The sequence below is a fragment of the Allochromatium palmeri genome, from assembly GCF_009720725.1.
GTDB classification, from domain to species: Bacteria; Pseudomonadota; Gammaproteobacteria; order Chromatiales; family Chromatiaceae; genus Thermochromatium; species Thermochromatium palmeri.
In genome coordinates this window covers 57,939-81,406 of record NZ_WNKT01000009.1, presented here as the reverse complement: position 1 = coordinate 81,406, position 23,468 = coordinate 57,939, and the positions used below count along the sequence as shown (strand labels likewise).

Here is a 23,468-nt window from a genome sequence, read left to right as displayed (position 1 = left end):
GCAGCGGTCTAGGGATAGAGCACTCAAGCATGAACCGAACAGGCCATAAAACCCATGAAAATCGTCAATTATGGATTTCGATATGCGCAAATCCCATCCAATCGTTGGCACCCAGGCAACCATCCTCATCGCCGATCTGCGCGGCTTCTCCGCCTTGATGGACTCGGTCTCGCCGACGCTGATGGTCGACCTGCTCAATCGATTCTTCGGACTCATGGCCAAGATCATCGATCGCCATGGCGGTCTGGTCGACAAGCTCATGGGCGACTCGGTCATGGCCGTCTTCGGTGTACCGACACGCCGTCCCGATGATCTGGTCCGTGCCTTGAACTGCGCGGTCGAGATGCAGTTGGGCATGATCGATCTGAACCATCAGAGCGAACTGCGCGGCGAGCCTCGTCTCTATGCCGGCATCGCGTTGAGCACCGGCGATGTGATGGCCGGTTGCTTCGGCTCGGATGTCTACAATGAATACACAGTCATCGGCAACCCAGTCAATCTGGCCTCGCGCATCGAGGGCTATGCCCTGCGCGGCCAGATCCTGCTGAGCGAGGCGACCTATCACGCCGCCGGTAACGCCGTGCAGGTGGGCAGCGTCAACGAGGTCCAGGTCAAGGGGCGCTCAGCGCCCGTGATGCTCTACGAACTCAAGGCCGTCAATGAGCCGCGGCTGTTGCGCGTTCCGACCGTCGAGATCCGCAAGACACCCCGGATCCTGGTCGATTTTCCAGCCGTCTTCCAGCGCGTCGAGGACAAGCGCATCCTGCCTGAGCGTTTCGTCGGCCAGGTCAACGACATGGGATACTTCGGGCTGTGCGTGGACATGCCGGTGGCCTTGCCGCCGTATTCCGAAGTATTGATGTCGCTTGCGCCCGAGTTCGGTCTGGAGGTCCAGGTCGAGGTCTATGCGCGGGTTCTGCGATCACAGTCGAACAGGGATCGGGATCAGTTCCGCACCAATCTCCAATTCACGACCATCGACACGCCGGGCCACAAAAAAATCAAGCAATACGTCGATCATGTCCTGTGGGGAAACTGATTGATTCGACCCTGATGCGCACTGGCGTCGACCGGGTCCGATTGAGGGCAGGGCCACTTGTCCCCTATACTCAGCCCTTAAACTCATCTTCTCGGGCGTCCGGCCCGTTTGCAAGGAAACCCATGTTCATGAGGAGAATGCTTCCGGCCCTGATCCCGTTGCTGCTGTGCGGCTCGCTGTCCCCGGCGCTGGCGGAGGATCTGCTTCAGATCTACGACATGGCCGTGGTGAGCGACCCGACATTACGCGAGGCCGAGCAGATGCTTTTTGCCACCCGCGAGATCAAGCCACAGGCGCGTTCGCTGCTCCTGCCGAGTCTCAGTGTTCAGGGTGATGCCAATTTCTATGACCTCGACTCGCGCGGTGGCAACCTGGGTGATCGCACCGATCGTTACGACACCCAGCAGATCCAGGCCGTCGTCAGTCAGAGTCTCTACAATCGCGCCAACTGGATGACGCTCGGGCAGGCCGACAGTGTCATCGCTCAGGCCGAGGCCGAGTATCGCGATGCCCAGATCGGACTCATGGTCAAGACCACCCAAGCGTATTTCGACGTGCTGCGCATGGCCGATGCCGTGACCGTGCGCGAGGCGCTGGTGCGCGCCGATGAGCGCCAACTGGAGCAATCCAGGCAGCGCTTCGAGGTCGGTCTGGTCGCCATCACCGATGTCAACGAGAGTCAGGCCGCCTACGACAAGTCACGCGCCGATCTCATCAACGCCAAGAACCTGCTCGACAACGCCTGGGAAGCACTGCGCACCATCGTCGGTCCGATCAAGGTACCGCTCGCACGTCTCGGCGAAAAGCTGCCGCTGTCCCCGCCTGAGCCGAACGACATCGATGCCTGGGCGACCACGGCCATTCGCTCCAACTACGGCATTCTGGCGGCGATCGAGTCAGTCAACGCCGCGAAGGCCAGCATCGAGATCGAGCGTTCAGGCCATTTTCCCAATCTCGACTTGCAGGCCGGTTATGACGTTGCGCGCTCAGCGGCCCAGTATGGCACGGATGCCGAGACCGGATTTGTGGGTCTGTCGCTGAACGTGCCCATTTTCCAGGGCGGTGCCGTCACCTCCAGAACCCGCGAGGCCGGCTACAAGTATCGCGCCACCCAGGATCGGCTCGACCAGGTGCGCCGTCAGGTCGACCAGCAGGTCAAGGATGCCTTCCGCGGCATCCTCTCCAGCATCGAGGACGTCAAGGCACGGCAGGCGGCCATCGTCTCGGCGCGCTCGGCGCTCGAATCGACCCAGGCCGGACTGGAAGTCGGCACCCGCACCCAGGTCGACGTGCTCAACGCCCAGCGCAACCTGTTCCAGGCCGAGTACGACTACATGAGCGCCCGCTACGACTACATCATCAATGGTGTCAAACTCCATCAGGCGACCAGCACCCTGAGCCGCGACGTGCTGGCCAAGGGCAACGCCTGGCTCGATCCCAATGACACGATTCCGCCGCCGGCCTACTGATCATGTCCGGTAACAGCTTTGGCAGGAGTTTTGTCGTCACCACCTTTGGTGAGAGTCATGGCCCGGCGCTCGGCGGCATCGTTGATGGCTGTCCGCCCGGCCTGGAACTGACAGCCGCGGATTTGCAGCTTGATCTCGACCGGCGCAAGCCGGGACAGTCGCGCCACACCACCCAGAGGCGCGAGTCCGACAGCGTCGAGATCCTCTCCGGCGTGTTCGAGGGCCGCACCACAGGCACGCCGATCGGACTCCTGATCCGCAACGAGGATCAACGCTCGCACGACTATTCTGAGATCGCCGGCCGTTATCGGCCGGGTCACGCCGATTACAGCTACGACCAGAAATACGGCGTGCGCGACTATCGCGGCGGCGGGCGCTCCTCGGCGCGCGAGACCGCGATCCGGGTCGCCGCCGGCGCCATCGCCAAAAAATATCTGGCCGAGCGGCTCGGAATCCGGATTCGCGGCCATCTCTCTCAGCTCGGTCCGCTGCGCCCGCGCGGCTTCGACTGGGAGCAGGTCGAGCACAATCCCTTCTTCTGGCCCTGTGCCGAGACGGTCCCGGAGCTGGAGACCTACATGGATGCACTGCGCAAGTCGGGTGACTCGATCGGCGCGGCCGTGACCGTGGTCGCCTCGGGCCTGCCGACCGGACTTGGCGAGCCGATCTTCGACCGGCTCGACGCCGACATCGCCCATGCGCTCATGAGCATCAACGCCGTCAAGGGCGTGGAGATCGGCGCCGGCTTCGGCTGTATCGAACAGAAGGGCACGGAACACCGTGATCCCATGACCCCGGAAGGCTTCCTGTCGAACAACGCCGGCGGCATCCTCGGCGGCATCTCCACGGGCCAGGACATCGTCGCTCGCATCGCGCTCAAGCCGACCTCCAGCATTCGACTACCGGGCCAGACCATCGGTCGCGATGGTTCGGCGGTCGAGGTCGTCACCAAGGGTCGGCACGATCCCTGTGTCGGTATCCGCGCCACGCCCATCGCCGAGGCCATGCTGGCGCTGGTGCTCATGGATCACACCTTGCGCCATCGCGGACAGAACGCCGAGGTCATGCCGCCGCTTCCGGCCATACCGGCTGAGCCACGCGCCAAATCCTGATCCACGCCCCCTGACCCCAACTGATACGGGCCGATCCGGCCCCGGCGCGGGGTCTTGCGCGTTTCACCAGCGAGTCGCCCATGCCGTACTGGCGTCTGTCGAGCTATTACCTCTTCTATTTCGCCTCGCTCGGGGCGCTCGTGCCCTATTGGGGACTTTATCTCCAGGATGCCGGCTTCGACCCGCTCGCCATCGGTATGCTGATGGCGATCCTCGCCGGCACCAAGATCGTGGCGCCCGTGGTCTGGGGCCAGATCGTCGATCACACCGGACATCGCATCCAGGTAGTGCGGCTCGGCTCGCTGCTCGCGGTGCTGGGCTTTGCGACCCTGTATGTCACAGACGGCTTCTGGGGCATGGCGCTGACCCTGTTTCTGTTCAGCTTCTTCTGGAACGCCTCGCTGCCGCAGATGGAGGCCGTGACCTTCAATCATCTGCGCGAACGCCCGACCCGCTATGCGCTGGTGCGCGTCTGGGGCTCAGTGGGCTTCATTCTGGTGGTGGTGGCACTGGGACTGGCGCTGGAGCGGGGTCCGCTCGCTCAGGTGCCGGTCTGGGTGCTGCTGCTGACGGTTGGGATCTGTCTGACGGCTTTTCTGGTTCCGGACAGCGCGCCCGACCAGGGCACCCAGTCCTCGGTGTCACTGCGAACACTCCTGCGCCACCCGAGCGTTCTGGCCTTTTTCGGCGCCTGCTTCCTGATGCAGTTGAGCCACGGCATCTACTATGCCTTCTATTCCATCCATCTGGAGGCGGCCGGCTATTCGAGCGGGGCGGTCGGCTGGCTGTGGGCACTGGGCGTCATCGCCGAGGTGCTGATCTTTCTGGTCATGCATCGGCTGCTGGAGCGCTTCGGCGCTCAGCGCGTCCTGCTCTGGAGTCTGGCGCTGGGCGGGGTGCGCTGGCTCCTGATCGGGGTCTTCGTCGAACATCTGGCGGTCCTGTTCGTCGCGCAGTGCCTGCATGCCGCGACCTTCGGTGCGTTCCACGCCTCAGCGATTCATCTGGTCCATCATGGTTTCCCAGGTCGCACCCAGGGGCGTGGACAGGCGCTCTACAACAGTCTGAGCTTCGGTGCGGGCGGGGCGGCCGGAAGTTTGATCGGCGGGCTGCTCTGGTCCGATGCGGGGCCGGCCATCACGTTCGGGGTCGGCGCCATCGCCGCGGTGCTCGGCTGGCTGGTGGCCTGGCGCTGGATGAACGGCGAGCTGTATCGGCATTGATCGGTCTGTCATCCGATCGCTGGCAATAAACGTGAGCGTGTTATGATGACGCCCGTTTCATCGGCTGATCTCGATCGCTCTTGGCGTCGACGCTATGTCGATATGGCTGAGTCCATCAGTCGTCCTGTTGATCATCTCTATTCGAGTCCTGGATAGCGCGGATAGACACTTCTGGAAAGCGCCGCTCCCATGCCAGCCTCAAATGCTCCCTATCGTGTCCTGCCGGGACGACGTTATCCACCCGGCGCGACCGTCGAAGATGCTGGTGTCAATTTCTCCGTCTATGGCCGGCATGCCACCGGCGCTGAGCTATTGCTCTACACGGAGGCGACCAGTCCCGAGCCTTTTCAGATCATCCGACTCGATCCACGCACCAATCACACCTTTTTCTCCTGGCATGTGATGGTCGAGGATTTGCCGCCGGGCACCCATTACACCTGGCGTCTGGAAGGACCGAACGATCCGCATGGTCACGGCTGGCGCTTCGATCCGAACGTCGAGCTGGTCGATCCCTGGGCGCGCGCGGTCAATGTCGCCGGCTGGGACCGCTGGCGGCGGTTGAAGGCCGGCGTTCAGCCGCACGACTCACCACGCGCCATCGTGCTCGCCGAGGAGTACGACTGGGAGGGCGACACGCCGCTCTGGATGTCGACCGAACAGGTCATCATCTATGAGCTGCACGTCGGCGGCTTCACTCGGCATCCCAGCTCAGGCGTCCGGCATCCGGGTACCTTTCTCGGCCTGATCGAGAAGATCCCCTATCTCAAGGCGCTCGGCATCACCCATGTCGAGTTGATGCCGGTCATGGCCTTCGACGAGCAGGACGTGCCCGAGGGGGTCTGGAACGCGGATCTGCACAATTTCTGGGGCTACAGCAGCTTCGGCTTTTTCTCGCCGCATCCGGGGTTTTGCGTCACGCCCGAGCAGGGCACGCATCGGCGTGAATTCCGCGATATGGTTAAGGCGCTGCATCGCGCCGGCATCGGCGTCATTCTCGACGTGGTCTTCAACCACACCAGCGAGGGCGGAGCCGCCGGCCCCACGCTTACCTTCAAGGGCTTCGGTAACGAGACCTTTTATTGTCTCGACATGCTCGATAAGGGCATCTATCTCGATTTCACCGGCTGCGGCAACACGGTCAACGCCAATCATCCGCTGGTGACCAACTTCATCATCGAGGCGCTCGAATACTGGGTGCGCGAGATGCATGTCGATGGTTTCCGCTTCGATCTGGCCAGCGCCATGGCGCGTGACGGTGACGGGCGTCCCCTGGCCAATCCGCCGGTGCTCTGGGGCATCGAGCTGTCCGATACCCTGGCCGCCACCAAGATCATTGCCGAGGCCTGGGATGCCGCCGGGCTCTATCAGGTCGGCAGCTTTCCCGGCTATCGCTGGATGGAATGGAACGGACGCTATCGCGACAGCATTCGGCGCTTCGTGCGCGGCGATCGCGGTCTGGTGCCTGAGATCGCCACCCGGCTCTCGGGCAGCAGTGATCTCTATGAAGCCAATCTGCGCAAGCCGATCAACAGCATCAACTTCGTCACCTGTCACGACGGCTTCACGCTCTGGGATCTGGTCTCCTACAACCGCAAGCACAATCTGGCCAATCACGAGGGCAACCGTGACGGCACCGATGACAATCTGAGCTGGAACGGCGGCACCGAGGGTGAGACCCCGAACGTCGAGGTGCTGACCCTGCGCCGCCGTCAGGCCAAGAACCTGCTGACCCTGCTGTTTCTGAGTCAGGGCATCCCCATGCTGCTCGCCGGCGACGAGGTGCTGCGCTCGCAGAAGGGCAATAACAACGCCTGGTGTCAGGACAACGACATCGGTTGGTTCGATTGGTCGTTGTTGGAACGCAACGCGGCCATGCTGCGGTTCGTGCGTGGACTGATCGCGCTGCGCAAGCGTCATCCCAATCTGCGTCATCGTCACTTTCTTGCCGGCCAGCCGCTGCCGGGCGGGGACATCCCCGACGTCGTCTGGCATGGACTGGAACTCAACGCCCCGCCCTGGGACGACCCGGAGAGCCAGATCCTGGCCTTCACGCTCGCTCCGGTCTGTCCCGACGAGGCGCTCCTGCATATCATGATCAACATGAGCGATCGAGCACGGCGCTTTGCGCATCCTGAGATCGCCCCGGCACGTTGGTATCTGGCGTTGGATACGGCCTGCGCGTCGCCGTCCGATGTCGTCGCGCCTGAAGATCAGCACCCTGTCGACGACGAACGCCCGTTGGTCCGTTCCAGGAGTATCCTCGTTCTCGAGGGTCGGCTGGAGCGGAGCCAGTCTGAGCCGGGGCCGACAGCCGGGAAAACCGGTTAGACGTGCTGATGCCAAGTGTCACGCCCGATCTGTTACCGCCCACGCGGCCCCTGGATCCCGTCTTTCCGCTTGGCGGCGCGCGTAAACCGCTGACGCTCTATCCAGGGGCCACCGGCGAGATTCGGGTACGCTGGCATTTGCGTGCCAATGATGTTGTGGCATATAGCGCCGATTTTCCGCGCGCCGATGGCGTGCCGTCACCTGTGCTGCGGCTTGGGCGTGTGCGTGTCGAGGGCGGATCGGAGCCGATCGGTGAGCGGCGTCTGCGTCTGTCCGGGCTGGGCGGGAGTGGTGAGGCGGCCTTCCAGGTCGATGACGACGTCGCCCTGTTCGAGGCCGAGCTGGGACTGATGAACCCCGAGGGCGGCTGGCTGTTGCTGGCGCGCTCCAATCGGCTCCAGCAGGCGCGTGGACTGGGTCTGGAGTCGTTGCGCCAGTCGGCCCCATCGGCGCGTCCTGAGTTCGGGTGTGATCGCGATGTCCGAAGCCACCCGGCCGAGCCTGTGCCGACATCCACGAAGGTGCAGACCGGGTCTGTGAATGCCTCGTTCATCGAGACACGACAGGGCGCGGCAAGACCCGAGGCAGTCCCTGTCGATGCCGAACACCGGGGCGCCGTCAATGTCGCAACCGCCATTCCGGTGCTGACCTATGCCGATCCCGCACCCTCGATGGCCGGCGTGGTCATCGAAGCCGAGCTGCGAATTCATGGCTGGAGCGCGCCCAACGCCGAGATCGATCTCTTCGGACATCGCTATCGCGTGGGTCCGGGCGGACGCTTTCAGCTCAGTCTCAAGGTCGATGATCCCGAACTCATCCGGCGCGCCCTGGAACGGCATCCGCCGCCCGAGTTGGGTGATCCGCGATAACAGCCGCGTCGATTCGAACAATGCACATCGCCATGGTCAGCGCCGAATGCGCGCCCATTGCCAAGGCCGGTGGCCTCGGTGACTTCGTTCAGGGGCTGGCGCGCGAACTGGCCCAGGTCGGCGAGCGTGTCGAAGTCATTCTGCCGGCCTACGACAGTCTGCGGCTCGACGCCCGGGCGCCTCCGTCCGTCATCGAGTGCACGCTGCAGGTTCCATTCGCCGGTGAATCGATTGCCTGCCAGGTGCTCGCGCTGAGTCTGGACGGCTATGAATGCCGTCTGATCGCACCGCGTTCGGTGCACGGCTTCTTCGAGCGTGGGCGACTCTATGGCGAGCCGGACGATGCCGAGCGCTTCGCCTTCTTTTCGCGCGCAGTGGTCGAATATGTCTCGCGCCCGGAGGCGCGCCCGGACGTCCTGCACTGCAATGACTGGCAAACCGGTCTCGTGCCGGTGCTGCTCGCCGCATGCGCAACAGCGCCCACGCGGATTCCGGTCTGCTACACACTGCACAATGTCGGCTATCAGGGCTGGGTCGAGGCCGATCTCCTGACGCGGGTCGGACTCGACGCGGCCTGTCTGCCCGCCGATCCAGGCGATCCGCCTCGCGTCAACCTCATGCAGGGCGGCATCGTGGCGGCGGATGTCGTCAATACCGTCTCTCCGCGCTATGCCTGGGAGATCCAGAACACCGAGCAGGGCCAGGGTCTGCAAGCCTGCGTGCAGCGCTATCGCGACAAATTCGGCGGTATCCTCAACGGAATCGACGAGACGGTCTGGGATCCACGCACCGACCCACTGATCCCGGCGAACTTCGGCCCCGAGACCCTGCCGCGCAAGGCGCTCAATCGTCAGGCGCTGCGCGCACGGCTTGGATTGGAGACGGCGGTAGAACGACCGATCATGGCTGTCGTCAGCCGTCTGGATCGGCAGAAGGGCGTCGAACTCATCGCGCACGGTATCCAGCATGGGCTGGAGTCGGGCGCTCAGATCGCGCTCCTGGGGACGGCGCTCGAGCCGGCCATCGCCGAGCGCTTCGCGCATCTGAAGTCGACACTGGGTGCCAGTCCGCATGCGCATCTCGAACTGGGCTATGACGAGTCGCTGGCCCATCTGCTCTATGCCGGGGCCGATATGATCCTCATTCCCAGTTTCTACGAACCCTGTGGGCTGACGCAGCTGATCGCCATGCGCTATGGCACAGTGCCGATTGCGCGCCGCGTCGGCGGACTGGCTGACACCATCCAGGATGCCAACTATTCGACGGCGCCCTTTGAGTCACGCAACGGCTATCTCTTCGACGAACCGACCGCTGAGGCCCTGGAAGGGGCTATGAACCGTGCGCTCGAACTCTGGCGCACGTTTCCGTCCTATTTCAGTCAGTTGCGTCTCAACGGGATGCGCGGCGACTATTCGTGGCACCAGCCAGCCCGAGACTATCTCGGTCTCTATGCGTACGCGCGGCAGGCTCAGGGGTTTGCGGGGTCGGCCTCGTCCACGATATGACGAATGCCCGCCAGCGCCAGATCGCCGACATCGGAGAACTCGATCCCCAGGCACCAGGGTTCCTGGTTCATCGCCGGCGAGATCCAGGCTACCGAGCCGACGGCTTGGATCCAGGCCGAGGTCTCGCTCGACTCCAGCTCCACCAGCAACCGCGAATGAATCGGCACCATCTGCGCGCTGCGTACCTGAATACCGCCCTCGCTGATATCCTGCGAGGTCACGTCCTGGATGCTCGGAACGGCGCTCAGCGATTCCAGGCTCAGCGGAAAGATGCGCGCCCGACCTGTCCAGGACGCCCGTCGAAAATACCGCCGCTCATCAACTGTCGTGTTGGAGACCATTGTTTGACCCTCATCGCCTCGAAAAGAACCTCGCCTGCGCGCCCGAAGTCTCTGTAGTAGAGCACGCAAGGCGTACCACCCGACTCAAACTCGATACTTTAGTATAGATCCACCCCGCCGTTTCAGAGACGATCCAGCCATTTAGCCGTTGCATTTTCAGACACCATGTCCACTTTGCCTGTCTCACGTCCACCGCGCCTCATGGGCATTCTCAACATCACGCCAGACAGCTTTTCCGACGGCGGTCGTTATCTGGAGCCAGAGGCCGCTGTCGCGCGCGCGCTCAGGATGCTGGAGGAGGGCGCCGACATTCTCGACATCGGCGGCGAGTCGACCCGTCCAGGCTCGGCTCCAGTTCCGCCCGAGGAGCAGCAGCGGCGCGTTCTGGATGTGATTCGCGTCCTGCGCGAACGTCTGCCGCAAGGGGTTCCGCTGAGTATCGACACCACCTGGGCGAGTGTGGCGCGCGCGGCACTTGCGGCTGGAGCGGACTGGATCAACGACACCTCGGCCGGACTCGACGACCCTGGGATGCTGCCGCTGGCCGCCGAGCAGCACGCCCCGATCGTGCTCATGCACCGGAGCGGGACGCCACAGACCATGCAGCAGGCGCCAAGCTATGCGGACGTGGTCGGCGAGGTGCGCGATCATCTGGCCGCGCGCGCCGAGGCCGCACTGGCTGCCGGTGTGCGCGAGTGCGATATCCTGCTTGATCCAGGCATCGGCTTTGGCAAGACGCAGGCGCACAATCTGGCGCTCCTGGCCGGGCTGGGGCGATTGGTCGAGCTGGGCTTGCCGGTGCTGCTCGGGACGAGTCGCAAAGGCTTTCTCGGCGCCCTGTGCGGTCATGTCGCGCCGCATGAGCGGGTGGCGGCGACCTGTGCCACCACAGCACTGGGCGTCATGCAGGGCGTAGCGGTCTTTCGTGTGCACGATGTGGCCGCCAACCGTCAGGCGGCCGACGTCGCCTGGGCCATCTCCGGCTTTTCGACAGGTGTATGAACCTTGGACATGAGTAAAAACGCCGTCAACACGAACGCGCCCGATCGGCCGCCACCCGAGCCGGTGAAGGGCGAGGGCGCGCGTCCAGGATCGCGCTCGGTGACCCGTTGGTTTCTGCATTTCGTCGGTTCGGGTCTCGGCGCTCCACTGCAGGTACTAACACTGGGTCTGGCGGGCGCGGCCATCTTCGTCGGTGTGACGCTTCCTGATCTGCCGGACGTCGAGACATTGCGCGACGTCCAGTTCCAGCAACCCTTGCGGGTCTACAGTGCCGATGGACTCCTGATCGGCGAGTTCGGCATCGAACGGCGCCGTCCGGTCTCGATCCGTCAGATCCCACCGCTGGTGATCCAGGCCTTCCTCGCGACCGAGGACAGCCGGTTCTTCGAGCATCGCGGCATCGATACTCAGGGTCTGGGGCGCGCGCTCCTGAGTTACGCCACAACGGGCGAGAAGTCCCAGGGCGGCAGCACCATCAGTATGCAGCTCACGCGCAATTTCTTTCTCTCGCCCGAAAAGACCTTTCAGCGCAAGCTCGCCGAGGTGCTGCTGACCCTGCATGTCGAGCAGGCCCTGACCAAGGAGGAGATCCTCGAACTCTATCTCAATCAGATCTTCTTCGGGCATCGTGCCTATGGCATCTCGGCCGCCGCCGCGCTCTACTATGACAAGCCGCTCGATCAGCTCACGGTCGCCGAGGCGGCCATGCTGGCCGGTATTCCCAAGGCGCCCTCGGCCAATAATCCCATCACCAATCCGGCGCGCGCACTTGAGCGGCGCGACTATATCCTCGGGCGCATGCTCGAACTCGGCTATATCGACGCCGGGCAGCATGCCACCGCGATCGCCACGCCCGACATGGCGCGCGCGCACTGGCGTCTGCCTGATCTGGAAGCCGGCTATGTCGCCGAGATGGCGCGGGCTGAGATCGTGCGTTTTTATGGCGAGGAGGCCATCAGTCGCGGCTACCGCGTGACTACCACACTCGAACCGCGTCTCCAGATCGCCGCGCAGGAGGCCGTGCGCACTGCACTGCGCCAGTACGATCGCCGTCATGGCTATCGCGGCCCGGAAGCCACGCTCGACATCGCTGGACTGACCGAGTCCGAGCTGGACGACGCTCTGGACGAGGTCGTGCGCGTTCCAGGACTCGTGGCCGGACTCGTCACCCGTGTCTCCTCGAGCGGCGCCGAGATCTATCTCGGGCACGGCGAGCGGGTCGAACTCCCGCGCACGGCGCTCAGTTGGGCGCGCACCCAGCGCAATCTGGCCCGCTGGCGCGGCGAACGGCGGCGTGGTCCGAACGCCGTCGCGGTCGGTGATCTGGTGCGACTCAGACGCTCATCCAAGGGGGATTGGGTACTGACCCCGATTCCGGCCGTCTCAGGGGCACTGGTCGCGCTCGATCCTCTGGACGGCGGGGTCCGGGCGCTGGTCGGTGGCTATGCCTTCAGCGACTCCAAGTTCAACCGCGCCGTCGACATGCGCCGCCAGCCCGGCTCCAGCTTCAAGCCTTTCGTCTATGCTGCCGCACTCGACAAGGGTTGGACGCCGGCCAGCCTGCTGCGCGACGAGGCCGTGAAGCTCAAGGGGTCTGAGCGCTGGAACCCCAAGAACGCCGACCACAGGGAACTCGGCCCCATCAGTCTGCGCCGCTCGCTGGCGCTCTCGCGCAACCTGGCCAGCATCAATCTGTTGCAGAGCGTCGGTCTGGAAGAGGCCCAGAACTACATCCGCCGTTTCGGTTTCGATACACCGGCGCTGCCGCTCGGACTCTCCATGGTGCTGGGTACGGGCGAACTCTCTCCGGTCAAGCTCGCTGAGGGGTACGCCGTCTTTGCCAATGGTGGCTACCATGTCACGCCCTATTTCATCCAGCGTATCGAAGACGGCGACGGTCAGGTCGTCTTCGAGGCCAAACCGGCGCGTGCCTGCACGGATTGCTGGTACAAGACCGGAGAGTCGTCCGCCACCACCCGGGCGCTCGCCTCACAGGGGTTGGCCGAGCCTGCCATCGATCCGCGCACGGCCTATCAGATGACTTCGCTGCTGCGCGAAGTTGTTGAGCGCGGCACCGGCACCCGTGCCAAGAAGCTCAACCGACCGGACATCGTCGGCAAGACCGGCACCACCAACGACATCCGCGACTCCTGGTTCGCCGGCTATCAGGCCGAGTTCGTGACCATCGCCTGGATGGGCTTCGACGACTTCGGCAAGCTCGGTCGCGGCGAGGAGGGCGGCCGGGCGGCGATCGGGATGTGGATCGATTTCATGGAAGAGGCACTCAAGGGGCGGCCCGTCGCCACCCTGGAGCCGCCATCCGGGCTCGTCGAGGTGCGGGTCGATCCGGCGCGCGGCGTTGAGACCAAGGCTAAGAGCGGGGTCGTGGAATTCGTGCAGGAAGAGTATCGCGACGCCCTGCTTGGTCCTGAGCCGGTCAAGGTCGCCGGACCTTCGACACGCAAGCGAGGCCCATCGAGTCAGCGCTCGGGCCCCCGTGTCACGGACGATCTATTTTGAGGTGATGATTTCTACTGATCGCGGCGGTAGACTTGACGGCTTTCATCCCATCCACCATCCCATGAGGTTTCGCCGTGGTCTCCCCCGAGTCAGACTTTCACCGCATCAAGCGGTTGCCTCCCTATGTCTTCAACATCGTCAATGAGTTGAAGGCCGAGGCGCGAGCGCGGGGTGAGGACATCATCGATTTCGGCATGGGCAACCCGGATCAGAGTACGCCCCAGCATATCGTCGACAAGCTGGTCGAATCGGCCTCACGCCGCGACACGCACCGCTACTCGGTCTCGCGCGGCATCCCGCGTCTGCGCCGCGCCATCTGCAACTGGTACCGCGACCGCTTCGACGTGCATCTCGACCCTGAAATCGAGGCCATCGTCACCATCGGCTCCAAGGAAGGTCTGGCGCATCTGGCGCTGGCCACCATGAGCGCGGGCGACACGGTGCTGGTGCCCAATCCGGCCTATCCGATCCATCCCTATGGCTTCATCATCGCCGGGGCCGATGTGCGTCATGTGCGTCTGACACCCGAGGTGGATTTCTTCGAGGAGCTGCAAAAAGCGATTCAGGAGTCCTGGCCAAAGCCCAAGATGCTGGTGATCAACTTCCCCGGTAATCCGACGACTCAATGCGTGGAGCTGGACTTCTTCCAGAAGGTCGTTGATATCGCTCAGGAGCATGGCATCTGGGTGGTGCACGACATCGCCTATGCGGATATCGTCTTCGACGGCTACAAGGCACCCTCGATCCTGCAAGTCCCAGGCGCCAAGGACATCGCGGTAGAGTTCTTCTCCATGTCCAAGAGCTACAACATGCCCGGCTGGCGCGTCGGCTTCATGTGCGGCAACCGCACCCTGGTCTCGGCTCTGGCGCGCATCAAGTCGTATCTCGACTATGGCACCTTCACTCCGATCCAGATCGCGGCCATCGCCGCGCTGGAAGGACCGCAGGACTGCGTGCGCGAGATCAGCGACATGTACGAAAGTCGGCGCGATGTGCTGTGCTCCGGCCTGAACGCCGCCGGCTGGCCGATCGAACCGCCGAAGGCGACCATGTTTGCCTGGGCGCCCATTCCCGAACAATACCGTCACCTGGGTTCGCTGGAGTTCTCCAAAAAGCTCTTGCGCGAGGCCAAGGTTGCGGTGTCGCCGGGCATCGGTTTCGGCGAGTACGGCGACACCCATGTGCGCTTCGGTCTGATCGAGAACGAGCACCGCACGCGCCAGGCGATTCGCGGCATCAAGGAGATGTTCCGGCGCGACTCGCGCGCGGGCGCCTGATCCGAATCCTGGAATTGACACAGCTTTGAGGTAATCGCATGGATCCGGTGAAGATCGGTCTACTGGGCTTGGGAACCGTCGGCGGCGGCACGGTGACGGTGCTGACGCGCAATGCACGCGAGATCGCCCGCCGCGCCGGTCGCGGTATCGAGATCGCCCGCGCGGCGGCGCGTGACTATCGTCCCGAGCTGATCGAGGGCCTGGACCAGATCGGTCACATTGGCGATGACGCCTTCGACCTGGTCGAGGATCCCGACATTCAGATCGTCGTCGAGCTGATCGGCGGCTACTCGCCGGCGCTGGAACTGGTGATGCGCGCCATCGAGAATGGCAAGCACGTCGTCACGGCCAACAAGGCCCTGATCGCCAAGCACGGCAACGAGATTTTCGCCGCCGCGCGCGAACAGGGCGTCATGGTCGGTTTCGAGGCTGCCGTCGCCGGTGGCATCCCCATCATCAAGGCGCTGCGCGAGGGGCTGGCGGCCAACCATATCGAATGGATCGCCGGCATCATCAACGGCACCGGCAACTTCATCCTCAGCGAGATGCGCGACAAGGGGCGCGACTTCGCCGAGGTGCTCGCCGAGGCCCAGGCGCTCGGCTATGCCGAGGCCGATCCGACCTTCGACGTCGAGGGCATCGACGCCGCCCACAAACTCACGATTCTCGGCTCGCTCGCCTTCGGCATCCCGCTGCAATTCGAGCGCTGCTTCACCGAGGGTATTTCGCGCATCGACGCCCAGGATGTGGCCAATGCCGCTGAACTCGGTTATCGCATCAAGCATTTGGGCATCGCACGCCGCTCGCCCGGCGGGATCGAGCTGCGCGTGCATCCGACCCTGATCCCCGAGCGGCGGCTGCTGGCCAATGTCGATGGGGTCATGAACGCGGTGCTGGTCAAGGGCGATGCAGTCGGTCCGACGCTCTACTATGGGGCCGGAGCCGGCGCGCTGCCGACCGCCTCGGCCGTGGTTGCGGATCTGGTCGACGTGACACGCGCGCTGACCACGGATCCCAACAATCGTGTGCCGCATCTGGCCTTCCAGCCCGACGAGCTGGCCGATACGCCGGTGCTGTCGATGGAGGCCATCAAGACCTCCTACTATCTGCGTCTCACTGCGCTCGACCGTCCTGGTGTCATGGCACGCATCGCCAGTATCCTGGGCGAGGAGGGCATCAGCATCGAGGCCATCAAGCAGAAGGCGCCCGCCGAGGGCGAGACCCAGGTGACCCTGGTCATGCTCACCCATCGCGTGATCGAGGGTCAGATGAACCGGGCCATCGCCCGCATCGAGGCGCTCGACTCGGTTCAGGGTTCGGTGGTGCGCATCCGCATGGAGAGCCTCTCCGGCTGATTCCAATGGCAAAGAAGTCGACGTGATCGAGCTGGCGGTTCCGGCGATGCTCCATCGCCCAGCGGTTTGACGAAAATCGCGCCAGCATAATCGCGCCCTCAACGATCAACCATGCATTCTCATCATCCGATCGGCGTCTTCGACTCAGGCTTGGGTGGACTGACCGTGCTGCGCGAGATCCGCCGTCTGTTGCCGGGCGAGGATCTGCTGTATGTGGCCGATTCGGCCCATGCGCCCTATGGCGACAAGTCCGTGGCCTTCATCGAGTCGCGGTCCATCGCCATCACCGAATTTCTGCTCGAACGCGGCGCCAAAGCGATCGTGGTGGCCTGCAATACGGCGACAGGTGCTGCCGCGCGGCTGTTGCGCACGCGGTACAGTGTCCCCTTGATTGCCATGGAGCCGGCTGTCAAACCAGCGGTCGAGCACTCGCGCTCGGGCGTGGTGGCGGTGCTGGCCACGCGCCAGACGCTGGCCAGTCACAATTTCTCGGTGCTGCTTGGGCGGCTCGAAACCAATGCCGAGGTGCTGTTGCAGCCCTGTCCTGGCTTAGTCGAGCGGGTCGAGGCGGGTGACTTGGCGGGGGAGGGGACGCGCGAGTTGCTACGCGCTTATCTGGAGCCGTTGCTGGAGCGCGGGGCCGATACTCTGGTTCTGGGCTGTACGCATTATCCGCTGCTGACCCCCTTGATCCAGGAATTGGCGGGGCCGCATGTACGCATCCTGGATTCAGGGATGGGGGTGGCGCGTCAGGTGCACCGTCGCTTGAGCGAGGCTGAACTGCTGGCTCCGGAGGATCGGATTGGACGTGATCGATTCTGGACGAGTGCGCACCCGGCGAGGATGCACGGGCTCATGTCCCGGCTCTGGGCCGGCGAGGTCGAGCTCGCGCACTGGGCCGAGTCGAAGACGCGAGATGACCCGAGATCCCATGGCGGTCTGGCGCTGGAGCCGATCTGAACCACGCCGCCAACCACATCACTCTGTCTGCTGTTTGTTTCGCTCGGCTGGAATGAGCGTCGGTTGTCTGGGATCGATCCCTTCCAGCATGAACACAAACGCCAGCACCTCGGCGACGGCCACATAAAGCGCGCGCGGGATCTCGGCACCGAGCGGAATCTGTGCCAGGGCTTCCACCAGCACCGGGTCGGCGCGCAGCGGGATATCGTGCTCCTCGGCGATCTTGAGGATCTGCTCGGCGGTCAGCCCGGTTCCAGTGGCCGTAATGCGGGGCGCGTTCTGACGGTCCCAGGACAGCGCGACCGCCTTGGTGGTCTTGGGCCGGGGAGGTGTGGATGACGCGCTCACGCCTGTTCACGCACCAGTGGATCCGTGAAGGGTGGAACGGGGCGATCGAGCGGCCGGTGGCCGGCGTGGAGACTGGCGATTTCGATCTCCCGCGCCTCCAAACGCGCGCGCAGTTCGCTCAGGTGTTGTCGGATTTGCTGTGCGCCATCGGCATCGGCCGACTGGAGACTGGCATTGAGCCGTTCGTTGCGCAGTGTCAGCAGAATGTTCAGTGGACCGAGCTTAGGCAGATCGAGCCGCAGTCGCATGCTCCAGGTCTCGTGCTCGCTGCCGTCCCGCGCCTGTTCGCGGCGGATGTCCGCTTCCAGCGCCTGAAGTCCGGTCGGAGTCCGGAAGGGCAGTTCCAGCAACCACTGGTTCTGCCCCGCCGGGCTGTCGAGCGACTGAAGCTGTTTTGTCACCACCTGCTTGAGCATGCCTTCCACGTCGCGCGCCAGGCTCGCGGTGCGCGAGTTGTTCTGTTCAGCGGTGCGCGTCTCTTCCGGCGGTGCGTTGTCGCTCGTGGGAGGCGATCCCGATTCAGGCGCGGCAACGCGGCTGGTGCCTGGTCCAGCCGGTTCGGGCGTCGCCCCCGGTCTCGGCTCGGCTCCAGCGGATGCGCCGGAGCGCTCCATCTGTGCGCCGGTTTGGAGGGCCTGTACGGGCGAGTCGACGCGCTGTCCGGCTGTTGGCTGAGCACTGGATGGCGCGCTCGGCGCTCCGGCTCCCGGGAGACGAAGCCGTTGGGCGAGCACGAGCAACTGTGCTTTGAGATCGAGCACCAGTTCGTTCGACTGAGTTGGCGTGATCGCCGCTTGTGCCAGGAGCGCTTCCATCCAAAGTCCGGAGCGGCTGACAGCGACGGCCAACTGCTCGGGGTCGGTCAGCTCAGTCACGGTCGCGAGCTGGCCGATCAAGCTGTCAACGGCACGCTGGATTGGCGTGGCGTTCGTCGGATCTGTGTGAGTGAGGTTGGTGATAGGGGGTGTGCTGGCGCTGGCCAGTTGCACCAGGATGCGGTCCAGTGTGGCCGCGAGCGGCCGGGATTCAGGCCAGTGCTGTTTGAACTGCTGCCCCAGCCATTCGCGCGAGCCGGCCACGGCGGTTTGATTCGGGATCGGCGTCGAGCGGTCTGCCGTCGTGGAGATGAGCCGCAGCACGAGTGCCGGACTGGTGGCGACAACCTCGGCACGCAGTGCTGGCATGGCGCCGCCTGTCGCCGAACGTTCACCGACGGCGGGCGCTGGAAGCGAATTGGCGAGCATGGGGGAAGTCAGCCGTGCCTGGATGCCTTGACTCCAGGTCGTCGTGCTCCCCAGGGGGCGTAGCTGCGTTTCGATCAGTTCGGGCGTAATCGAGCGGCTGGGTCTGAGTTCGACCTGCATCCCGACCTGGAGTCGCTCGGCGAGCGCCGCCGCCGTTGACGCCTGTGCGCGCGTTGCGCTCGCGGCCGCACTGGCAACACTCGCGCCAGAGCCGGACGGCGGGAGGCGCGGTGGCTCGCTCATCAAAATAACGGACGCTCCAAGCGCTTCACGCCTGACTGAGGCTGCGTCCGCGCTGGCCGCTGGAGGCGGTCCGACCCCGTGTATCATAGGTCGTTGTGCTGGCATCCTCGCCCTTGAGCAGACGCAGCGTTACGGTGACACGCCGCCAGTCGCGCTCGATCGAGCGGGCGTTGTCGCGGTTCAATTGGTCACAGCGGCGTGTGTGGTCGAGCAGTGTCGACCAGCGTGTGCTGAGTTGGTCGTTCTGGTCGAAACCTTGGATGAACTGCTCGATGCCTACGGGCGTGAAGCTGAAACCGGCGGCCTCGATCCAGTGCCGCTGTTGAGCGGTCTCGGCTTCGAGGCGGGCCACAAGACGCTGCTTTTCGGTGACGACCTGCTGGAGTCCATCAAGATCCCTGGATTCGAGCGCCCGCAGCTCATCGAACATCAACTCGGCGAGTTGATGCATGTCCACGATGGCGCGGTCGAGCGAGGCCACCAGTCCAGTGAGATCGCTCGCACCCGGCATCGGCGTCTGCATGTCCGTGGTGCTCAAGCGAAGGCTCCCTCGAATGCGAGCATTCGTTGCGCCAGACGCTGGTTGTCGATCTCATAGCGCCCCTCGGCGAGCGCCGCCTTGATATCGGCCACGCGCGTATTGTTGACGGGCGCCTCCTGGGCATCTCCACGCGCGGCGCTCAGGGTCTTAGCGGTCTCGGTGAGTGTGACGGATTCGCCCGCCACGCCCTTGGGCCTGGTCTCGGTCGGCTCGGTCGACGAGGGCGCGTTACGCGGCTTGCCCCCCGCTACCGTCCCGTCGGTGCGCAGGTTGTTTCCAATAGGAAGCTTGATATCCATGGGCTCGGTCCAGAGTCGATTGGGGTACGCCTATGAATATCGGCGCTTGAGTGGAAAACTATAGGACATGTTCATGTCCTTGGCGTTCGATGGTGAAGATTGGTCATCATAATGCGACGCGCACCGCGCCGGAAGGTTCGACATACCCTTCAACAACCCGCTTCGAGGCGCTGTTACGCACCCGGATGCGCTCGCCTTCGACGCCATCCTCCAGAGCAACGCCTTTCATGCGCACCACCAGACCGGGACGCGCCGAGAACAGTGTCACCTCCTGGCCGCGCTCGATGATCTGGCGCTGGGTGATATGGGCGCTGGTGAGCACCTGTCCGGGCATCAGGCGCCGGCGTGCGGCCATTCCGACCACAGCGTCCATCTCGGTAAAATAACCGTTGGTCAGGGTCGAGACGGATTGCGGCTCGATTCTGACATCCTTGGAACGAATGACCTGCTCGCGGGCGACCGGTCGGTCGAGGACGACGACCGGGAGATGGCGCTCGATGCGGGCCGGGACGAACAGCGACCAGCTCACAGGTTCGGAACAACGGACATTGATGGTGGTATGGCCATCAGTGCGTGCACCTGGGGCGAGTTGAGCGGTCGGCGGATGTGCGCAGCGTGTCAGTTGCAGTCGGCTGTCCAGTTTGCCGATTTCGATGTGGGTTTCCTGATCGGGTGACGATGAATCGACAGCCGTGGCCGCAAAGGCGCGCGCCGTATTCAGAATCCGCTCCACGGGTTCGATGTCGGCCCCCAGTGCTGGTTGGGACAAACTCAGGGCCAGCAGCGCGTATCCGAGCGCGGGCCGCGCGCCGCGGTGCCTAGAGGTCTTGGGCGTTGTCAGTGTCATCGATCGGACTCCTCTCGTGGCGGGTTTGGCGAGAATCATGCATGAAACGCGCCGTTTTGAGCCGCACCTTCAGCGGACGAATGGTCGATGCCGAGTGCCTCGAATCGGCGTGCGACTGCTACACTGGCCACCGGTGCTTGCGTGCCGGGCCTTTACCGATGACATCAAGAGGGTGTGGGTGAGATGAGTCAGTTTATCGCCGATGTAGATCAGCGGACCCGTCTGGTCGGGCAAAACCGCATGGAGTTGCTGCTGTTCTATCTGGGCAGTCGGCAGATGTTCGGCATCAATGTGTTCAAGGTCCGCGAAGTCATCGCCAAGCCGACCCTGAGACATCTTCCAGGCTCCAGCCCGATGGTCTGTGGCGTGGCCAATATCCGCGGACGCACCGTCTCGGTGATCGATCTGGCGCGCGCCATCGGCTTCGAGCCGCTGCCGGTCGATCAGGACAACGACGCCAAGGTGATCGTGACTGAGTTCAACCGTTCGGTGCAGGGCTTTTGGGTATCGGCGGTCGACCGCATCGTCAATGTCAACTGGGAGACGGTCAAACCGCCGCCGCGCGGCACCGAGCGTGAGAGCTATCTGGTCGCGGTCACCGAAGTCGATAGCCGTTTGGTCGAAATCATCGATGTCGAGCGCGTCTTTGCCCAGATCAACAATCTCCCGACGGATGTCTCAGATGCGGTGCGCACCCAGGCCGAAGAGCTTCCACACGACCGGCGCATCCTGGTCGTCGACGACTCGCTGGTGGCGCGCAAGCAGATCGAGCGTTCCATCACGGAGCTGGGCTTTCGCACCGAGAGCCGCTCCGACGGCAAGGCGGCGCTAGAGTATCTGGAAGAACTGGCGACTGCCGACATGGTCGATTCCTCCATCGAGATGGTGATCGCCGATATCGAGATGCCGCGCATGGACGGCTATACCTTGACGCGCAAGATCCGCGAAAATGCCAAACTCAAGCATCTATGTGTGATTCTACATTCCTCGCTGAGCGGTCAATTCAATGTCGATATGGTCAAGCGGGCTGGAGCTGATGATTTTCTGGCCAAATTCGATCCGGACGAACTGGCGTCAACCGTGCTCAAATATGCGCGGCATGACTGATATGATGGGGTTCATTCGTGATTGACGCGCAGGATTACGCCGAGTTCGCTCGGTTTCTCTCGGAGTGCTGTGGCCTGGTGTTAGGCGAGAACCGTCAGTATCTCGTCTCCAGTCGTCTGTCACGTCTGCTCAGCGAGTTCGGCTACCACAAGGTTGAGGATCTGTTGCGAGCGCTGCGCCAGTCGGGCAATCCGACGCTCAAGTCGCGCGTTATCGATGCCATGACGACCAATGAAACCTCCTGGTTTCGCGACGTCTATCCCTTCGAGATCCTGCGCCAGGTCTTGCTGCCGGAGTTGGACGCGCGCAAGAAACCGGTCCGGATCTGGTCGGCGGCCTGCTCCAGCGGCCAGGAACCCTACAGCATCGCCATGGTGATTTCTGAGTGGGAGGCGAGCTTTCCACCCAAGTCCACGCCCGTCAGTATTCTGGCGACCGATCTGTCTGAGAGCGTGCTCGCCGAGGCTCGGTCAGGCGTCTACGATGGTCTGAGTATCGTGCGCGGCCTGACGCCCGAGCGGCGTCAGAAATACTTCGACACGATCGAGAACGGCCATCGCATCAAGCCTGAGATCCAGCGTCGCGTGCGCTTTCAGAAACTCAATCTGATCGATTCCTACGCCATGCTCGGCAAGTTCGATGTCATCTTTTGCCGCAATGTTCTGATCTATTTTTCGGCTGAAACCAAACGTCAGATTTTTGACGGCCTGGCCCGGCAGATGAATCCGGGTGGTTATCTGTTCGTCGGCGCTTCGGAGTCGGTCAGCTCCTACACCGACGCCTTCGAGATCGTCCGTACCCCGCAAGGCAGCCTGCTACGGCGTCGTTCGTAGCGCCTCGCGCCGAGCACGTCAGAGGCTCGGCCTCTGCCAGCACCACCGCTTGATGGCCCATGGCTCGACCGGATCAGGTTCGGGTCGGGCGTCTATGTGATTTAAGCGGCTGGCATGTCAGTTGCATCTCAGCAGGCAGCCCTTAGTCGCGGATGCCAGCACCATGAGTCTCTCGCTCGACAAAGCCTTTGGAGTCCTGCCGTCGGCGGTGCTGATCAAAGCGCGTCGTGCCGAGCTGCTGGCCTCCAATCTCGCTAACGCCGATACACCGGACTATAAATCGCGCGATTTCCATTTCACCGAAGTACTGGCCGAGGTCGAGGGGATGGGCAATCGGATGAAGCTGGCGACGACGCGCGCCAATCATTTGACGAACGAGATCGATAAATCCAAGGCGCTGGAGCCGGATCTGCTCTATCGCATTCCGTCGCAGCCCTCGCTCGATGGCAATACGGTCGATCCTCAGCTCGAACGCGCGGCCTTCGCCGAAAATACCACGCATTATCAGAGCACGCTCGAATTCCTCGATCGTCGCGTCGCGGGTCTGCGTAAGGCTTTGCGTAAGGAGTGATGTCATGAGCGATTTGTTTCGTATCTTCAATACTTCGGCTTCGGCGCTGACGGCGCAATCCGTGCGGCTCAATACCGTCGCCTCCAACATGGCGAATGCCGCCACCACTGCCTCGACACCCGAGGATACCTATCGCGCCAAAGAAGTACTTTTTCAGACCGTGATCGATCAGGAAGATCCCAATGGCGTAGCCATGCCAGTGCGAGTTGCAGGCATCGTCGATGACGAATGCGAGCCGATTCCGACCTATGAACCCAATCACCCCAATGCCAATGAAGAAGGCTATGTGTTTCGGCCCGCCATCAATATGGTCGAGCAGATGGCCAACATGATGTCGGCCTCGCGCAGCTATGAGGCTAATGTCGAGGTGCTGACGACAACGCGCTCCCTGTTACAGCGAACCTTGCAAGTGGGTCAGGGCTGATTCTTCGTTGA

The 23,468-nt window shown here is 63.4% G+C and carries 22 protein-coding genes; 16 read left to right on the top strand and 6 right to left on the bottom strand.

What is annotated here, in order from left to right; genetic code table 11:
• Window positions 1-82 precede the first annotated feature (82 nt).
• The 7 genes from GJ668_RS06480 to GJ668_RS06450 all read left to right on the top strand — a co-directional run bounded on the left by GJ668_RS06480 (window position 83) and on the right by GJ668_RS06450 (window position 9,545).
• The gene (locus GJ668_RS06480) at window positions 83-1,039 is read left to right on the top strand and encodes an adenylate/guanylate cyclase domain-containing protein (RefSeq protein WP_155449329.1); all 957 of its coding nucleotides are present in this window, start codon (window positions 83-85) and stop codon (window positions 1,037-1,039) included.
• Window positions 1,040-1,167: 128 nt separating this feature from the next.
• Complete coding sequence (locus GJ668_RS06475; protein ID WP_155449328.1) at window positions 1,168-2,508, top strand: TolC family outer membrane protein; 1,341 nt, start codon at window positions 1,168-1,170, stop codon at window positions 2,506-2,508.
• A 2-nt stretch (window positions 2,509-2,510) separates the two neighbouring features.
• Window positions 2,511-3,620 carry a chorismate synthase gene (gene aroC, locus GJ668_RS06470; protein ID WP_155449327.1) on the top strand — a complete coding sequence of 370 codons (1,110 nt, stop codon included), beginning with the start codon at window positions 2,511-2,513 and terminating at the stop codon, window positions 3,618-3,620.
• An 80-nt stretch (window positions 3,621-3,700) separates the two neighbouring features.
• A complete protein-coding gene (locus GJ668_RS06465) occupies window positions 3,701-4,843 on the top strand; it encodes an MFS transporter (RefSeq protein ID WP_155449326.1) in 1,143 nt (380 codons plus the stop codon).
• A 189-nt stretch (window positions 4,844-5,032) separates the two neighbouring features.
• Window positions 5,033-7,171: a glycogen debranching protein GlgX gene (glgX, locus tag GJ668_RS06460; protein WP_155449325.1), complete on the top strand. Its 2,139-nt coding sequence runs from the start codon at window positions 5,033-5,035 to the stop codon at window positions 7,169-7,171.
• 8 nt (window positions 7,172-7,179) lie between these two features.
• A complete protein-coding gene (locus tag GJ668_RS06455) occupies window positions 7,180-8,040 on the top strand; it encodes a hypothetical protein (protein ID WP_155449324.1) in 861 nt (286 codons plus the stop codon).
• A 20-nt stretch (window positions 8,041-8,060) separates the two neighbouring features.
• Window positions 8,061-9,545 (top strand): glycogen synthase, encoded by a 1,485-nt coding sequence (locus GJ668_RS06450; RefSeq protein WP_155449323.1) that lies wholly within the window; start codon window positions 8,061-8,063, stop codon window positions 9,543-9,545.
• Here the strand turns inward: GJ668_RS06450 and GJ668_RS06445 are convergent.
• Complete coding sequence (locus tag GJ668_RS06445; protein WP_155449322.1) at window positions 9,509-9,886, bottom strand: PilZ domain-containing protein; 378 nt, start codon at window positions 9,884-9,886, stop codon at window positions 9,509-9,511. The genes GJ668_RS06450 and GJ668_RS06445 overlap by 37 nt on opposite strands.
• A gap of 165 nt (window positions 9,887-10,051) precedes the next feature.
• On the opposite strand from GJ668_RS06445, the gene folP reads away from it, so the two are divergent.
• The 5 genes from folP to murI all read left to right on the top strand — a co-directional run bounded on the left by folP (window position 10,052) and on the right by murI (window position 17,000).
• Entirely contained in the window at window positions 10,052-10,888 is an 837-nt protein-coding gene (gene folP / locus GJ668_RS06440) for a dihydropteroate synthase (protein ID WP_155449321.1), read from the top strand.
• Between the two features lie 9 nt (window positions 10,889-10,897).
• Entirely contained in the window at window positions 10,898-13,408 is a 2,511-nt protein-coding gene (locus GJ668_RS06435; RefSeq protein WP_155449320.1) for a penicillin-binding protein 1A, read from the top strand.
• Between the two features lie 74 nt (window positions 13,409-13,482).
• Window positions 13,483-14,685 (top strand): alanine transaminase, encoded by a 1,203-nt coding sequence (gene alaC, locus GJ668_RS06430; RefSeq protein ID WP_186342926.1) that lies wholly within the window; start codon window positions 13,483-13,485, stop codon window positions 14,683-14,685.
• 38 nt (window positions 14,686-14,723) lie between these two features.
• A complete protein-coding gene (locus tag GJ668_RS06425; protein ID WP_155449319.1) occupies window positions 14,724-16,040 on the top strand; it encodes a homoserine dehydrogenase in 1,317 nt (438 codons plus the stop codon).
• 111 nt (window positions 16,041-16,151) lie between these two features.
• A complete protein-coding gene (murI, locus tag GJ668_RS06420; protein WP_155449318.1) occupies window positions 16,152-17,000 on the top strand; it encodes a glutamate racemase in 849 nt (282 codons plus the stop codon).
• Between the two features lie 18 nt (window positions 17,001-17,018).
• On the opposite strand, the gene GJ668_RS06415 is transcribed toward murI, so the two are convergent.
• The 5 genes from GJ668_RS06415 to flgA all read right to left on the bottom strand — a co-directional run bounded on the left by GJ668_RS06415 (window position 17,019) and on the right by flgA (window position 20,522).
• Window positions 17,019-17,348, bottom strand: a complete 330-nt coding sequence (locus GJ668_RS06415) for an EscU/YscU/HrcU family type III secretion system export apparatus switch protein (protein WP_186342925.1) — start codon at window positions 17,346-17,348, stop codon at window positions 17,019-17,021.
• Window positions 17,345-18,835: a flagellar hook-length control protein FliK gene (locus tag GJ668_RS06410; RefSeq protein WP_186342924.1), complete on the bottom strand. Its 1,491-nt coding sequence runs from the start codon at window positions 18,833-18,835 to the stop codon at window positions 17,345-17,347. Before GJ668_RS06410 ends, GJ668_RS06415 begins: the two co-directional genes overlap by 4 nt.
• Before the next feature lie 25 nt (window positions 18,836-18,860).
• Complete coding sequence (locus GJ668_RS06405; protein ID WP_155449316.1) at window positions 18,861-19,373, bottom strand: flagella synthesis protein FlgN; 513 nt, start codon at window positions 19,371-19,373, stop codon at window positions 18,861-18,863.
• Complete coding sequence (flgM, locus tag GJ668_RS06400; protein WP_155449315.1) at window positions 19,370-19,675, bottom strand: flagellar biosynthesis anti-sigma factor FlgM; 306 nt, start codon at window positions 19,673-19,675, stop codon at window positions 19,370-19,372. The genes GJ668_RS06405 and flgM overlap by 4 nt, the downstream gene beginning before the upstream one ends.
• A 106-nt stretch (window positions 19,676-19,781) precedes the next feature.
• Window positions 19,782-20,522 (bottom strand): flagellar basal body P-ring formation chaperone FlgA, encoded by a 741-nt coding sequence (gene flgA, locus GJ668_RS06395; protein ID WP_155449314.1) that lies wholly within the window; start codon window positions 20,520-20,522, stop codon window positions 19,782-19,784.
• Between the two features lie 183 nt (window positions 20,523-20,705).
• On the opposite strand from flgA, the gene GJ668_RS06390 reads away from it, so the two are divergent.
• From GJ668_RS06390 to flgC, 4 genes are all read left to right on the top strand, one after another.
• Window positions 20,706-21,629, top strand: coding sequence for a chemotaxis protein (locus GJ668_RS06390; protein WP_155449313.1), 924 nt, complete (start codon window positions 20,706-20,708; stop codon window positions 21,627-21,629).
• Window positions 21,630-21,646: 17 nt separating this feature from the next.
• The gene (locus GJ668_RS06385; RefSeq protein WP_186342923.1) at window positions 21,647-22,462 is read left to right on the top strand and encodes a CheR family methyltransferase; all 816 of its coding nucleotides are present in this window, start codon (window positions 21,647-21,649) and stop codon (window positions 22,460-22,462) included.
• Between the two features lie 163 nt (window positions 22,463-22,625).
• Window positions 22,626-23,033: a flagellar basal body rod protein FlgB gene (gene flgB, locus GJ668_RS06380; protein ID WP_155449312.1), complete on the top strand. Its 408-nt coding sequence runs from the start codon at window positions 22,626-22,628 to the stop codon at window positions 23,031-23,033.
• A gap of 4 nt (window positions 23,034-23,037) precedes the next feature.
• The gene (gene flgC, locus GJ668_RS06375; protein WP_155449311.1) at window positions 23,038-23,457 is read left to right on the top strand and encodes a flagellar basal body rod protein FlgC; all 420 of its coding nucleotides are present in this window, start codon (window positions 23,038-23,040) and stop codon (window positions 23,455-23,457) included.
• Window positions 23,458-23,468: the final 11 nt, after the last annotated feature.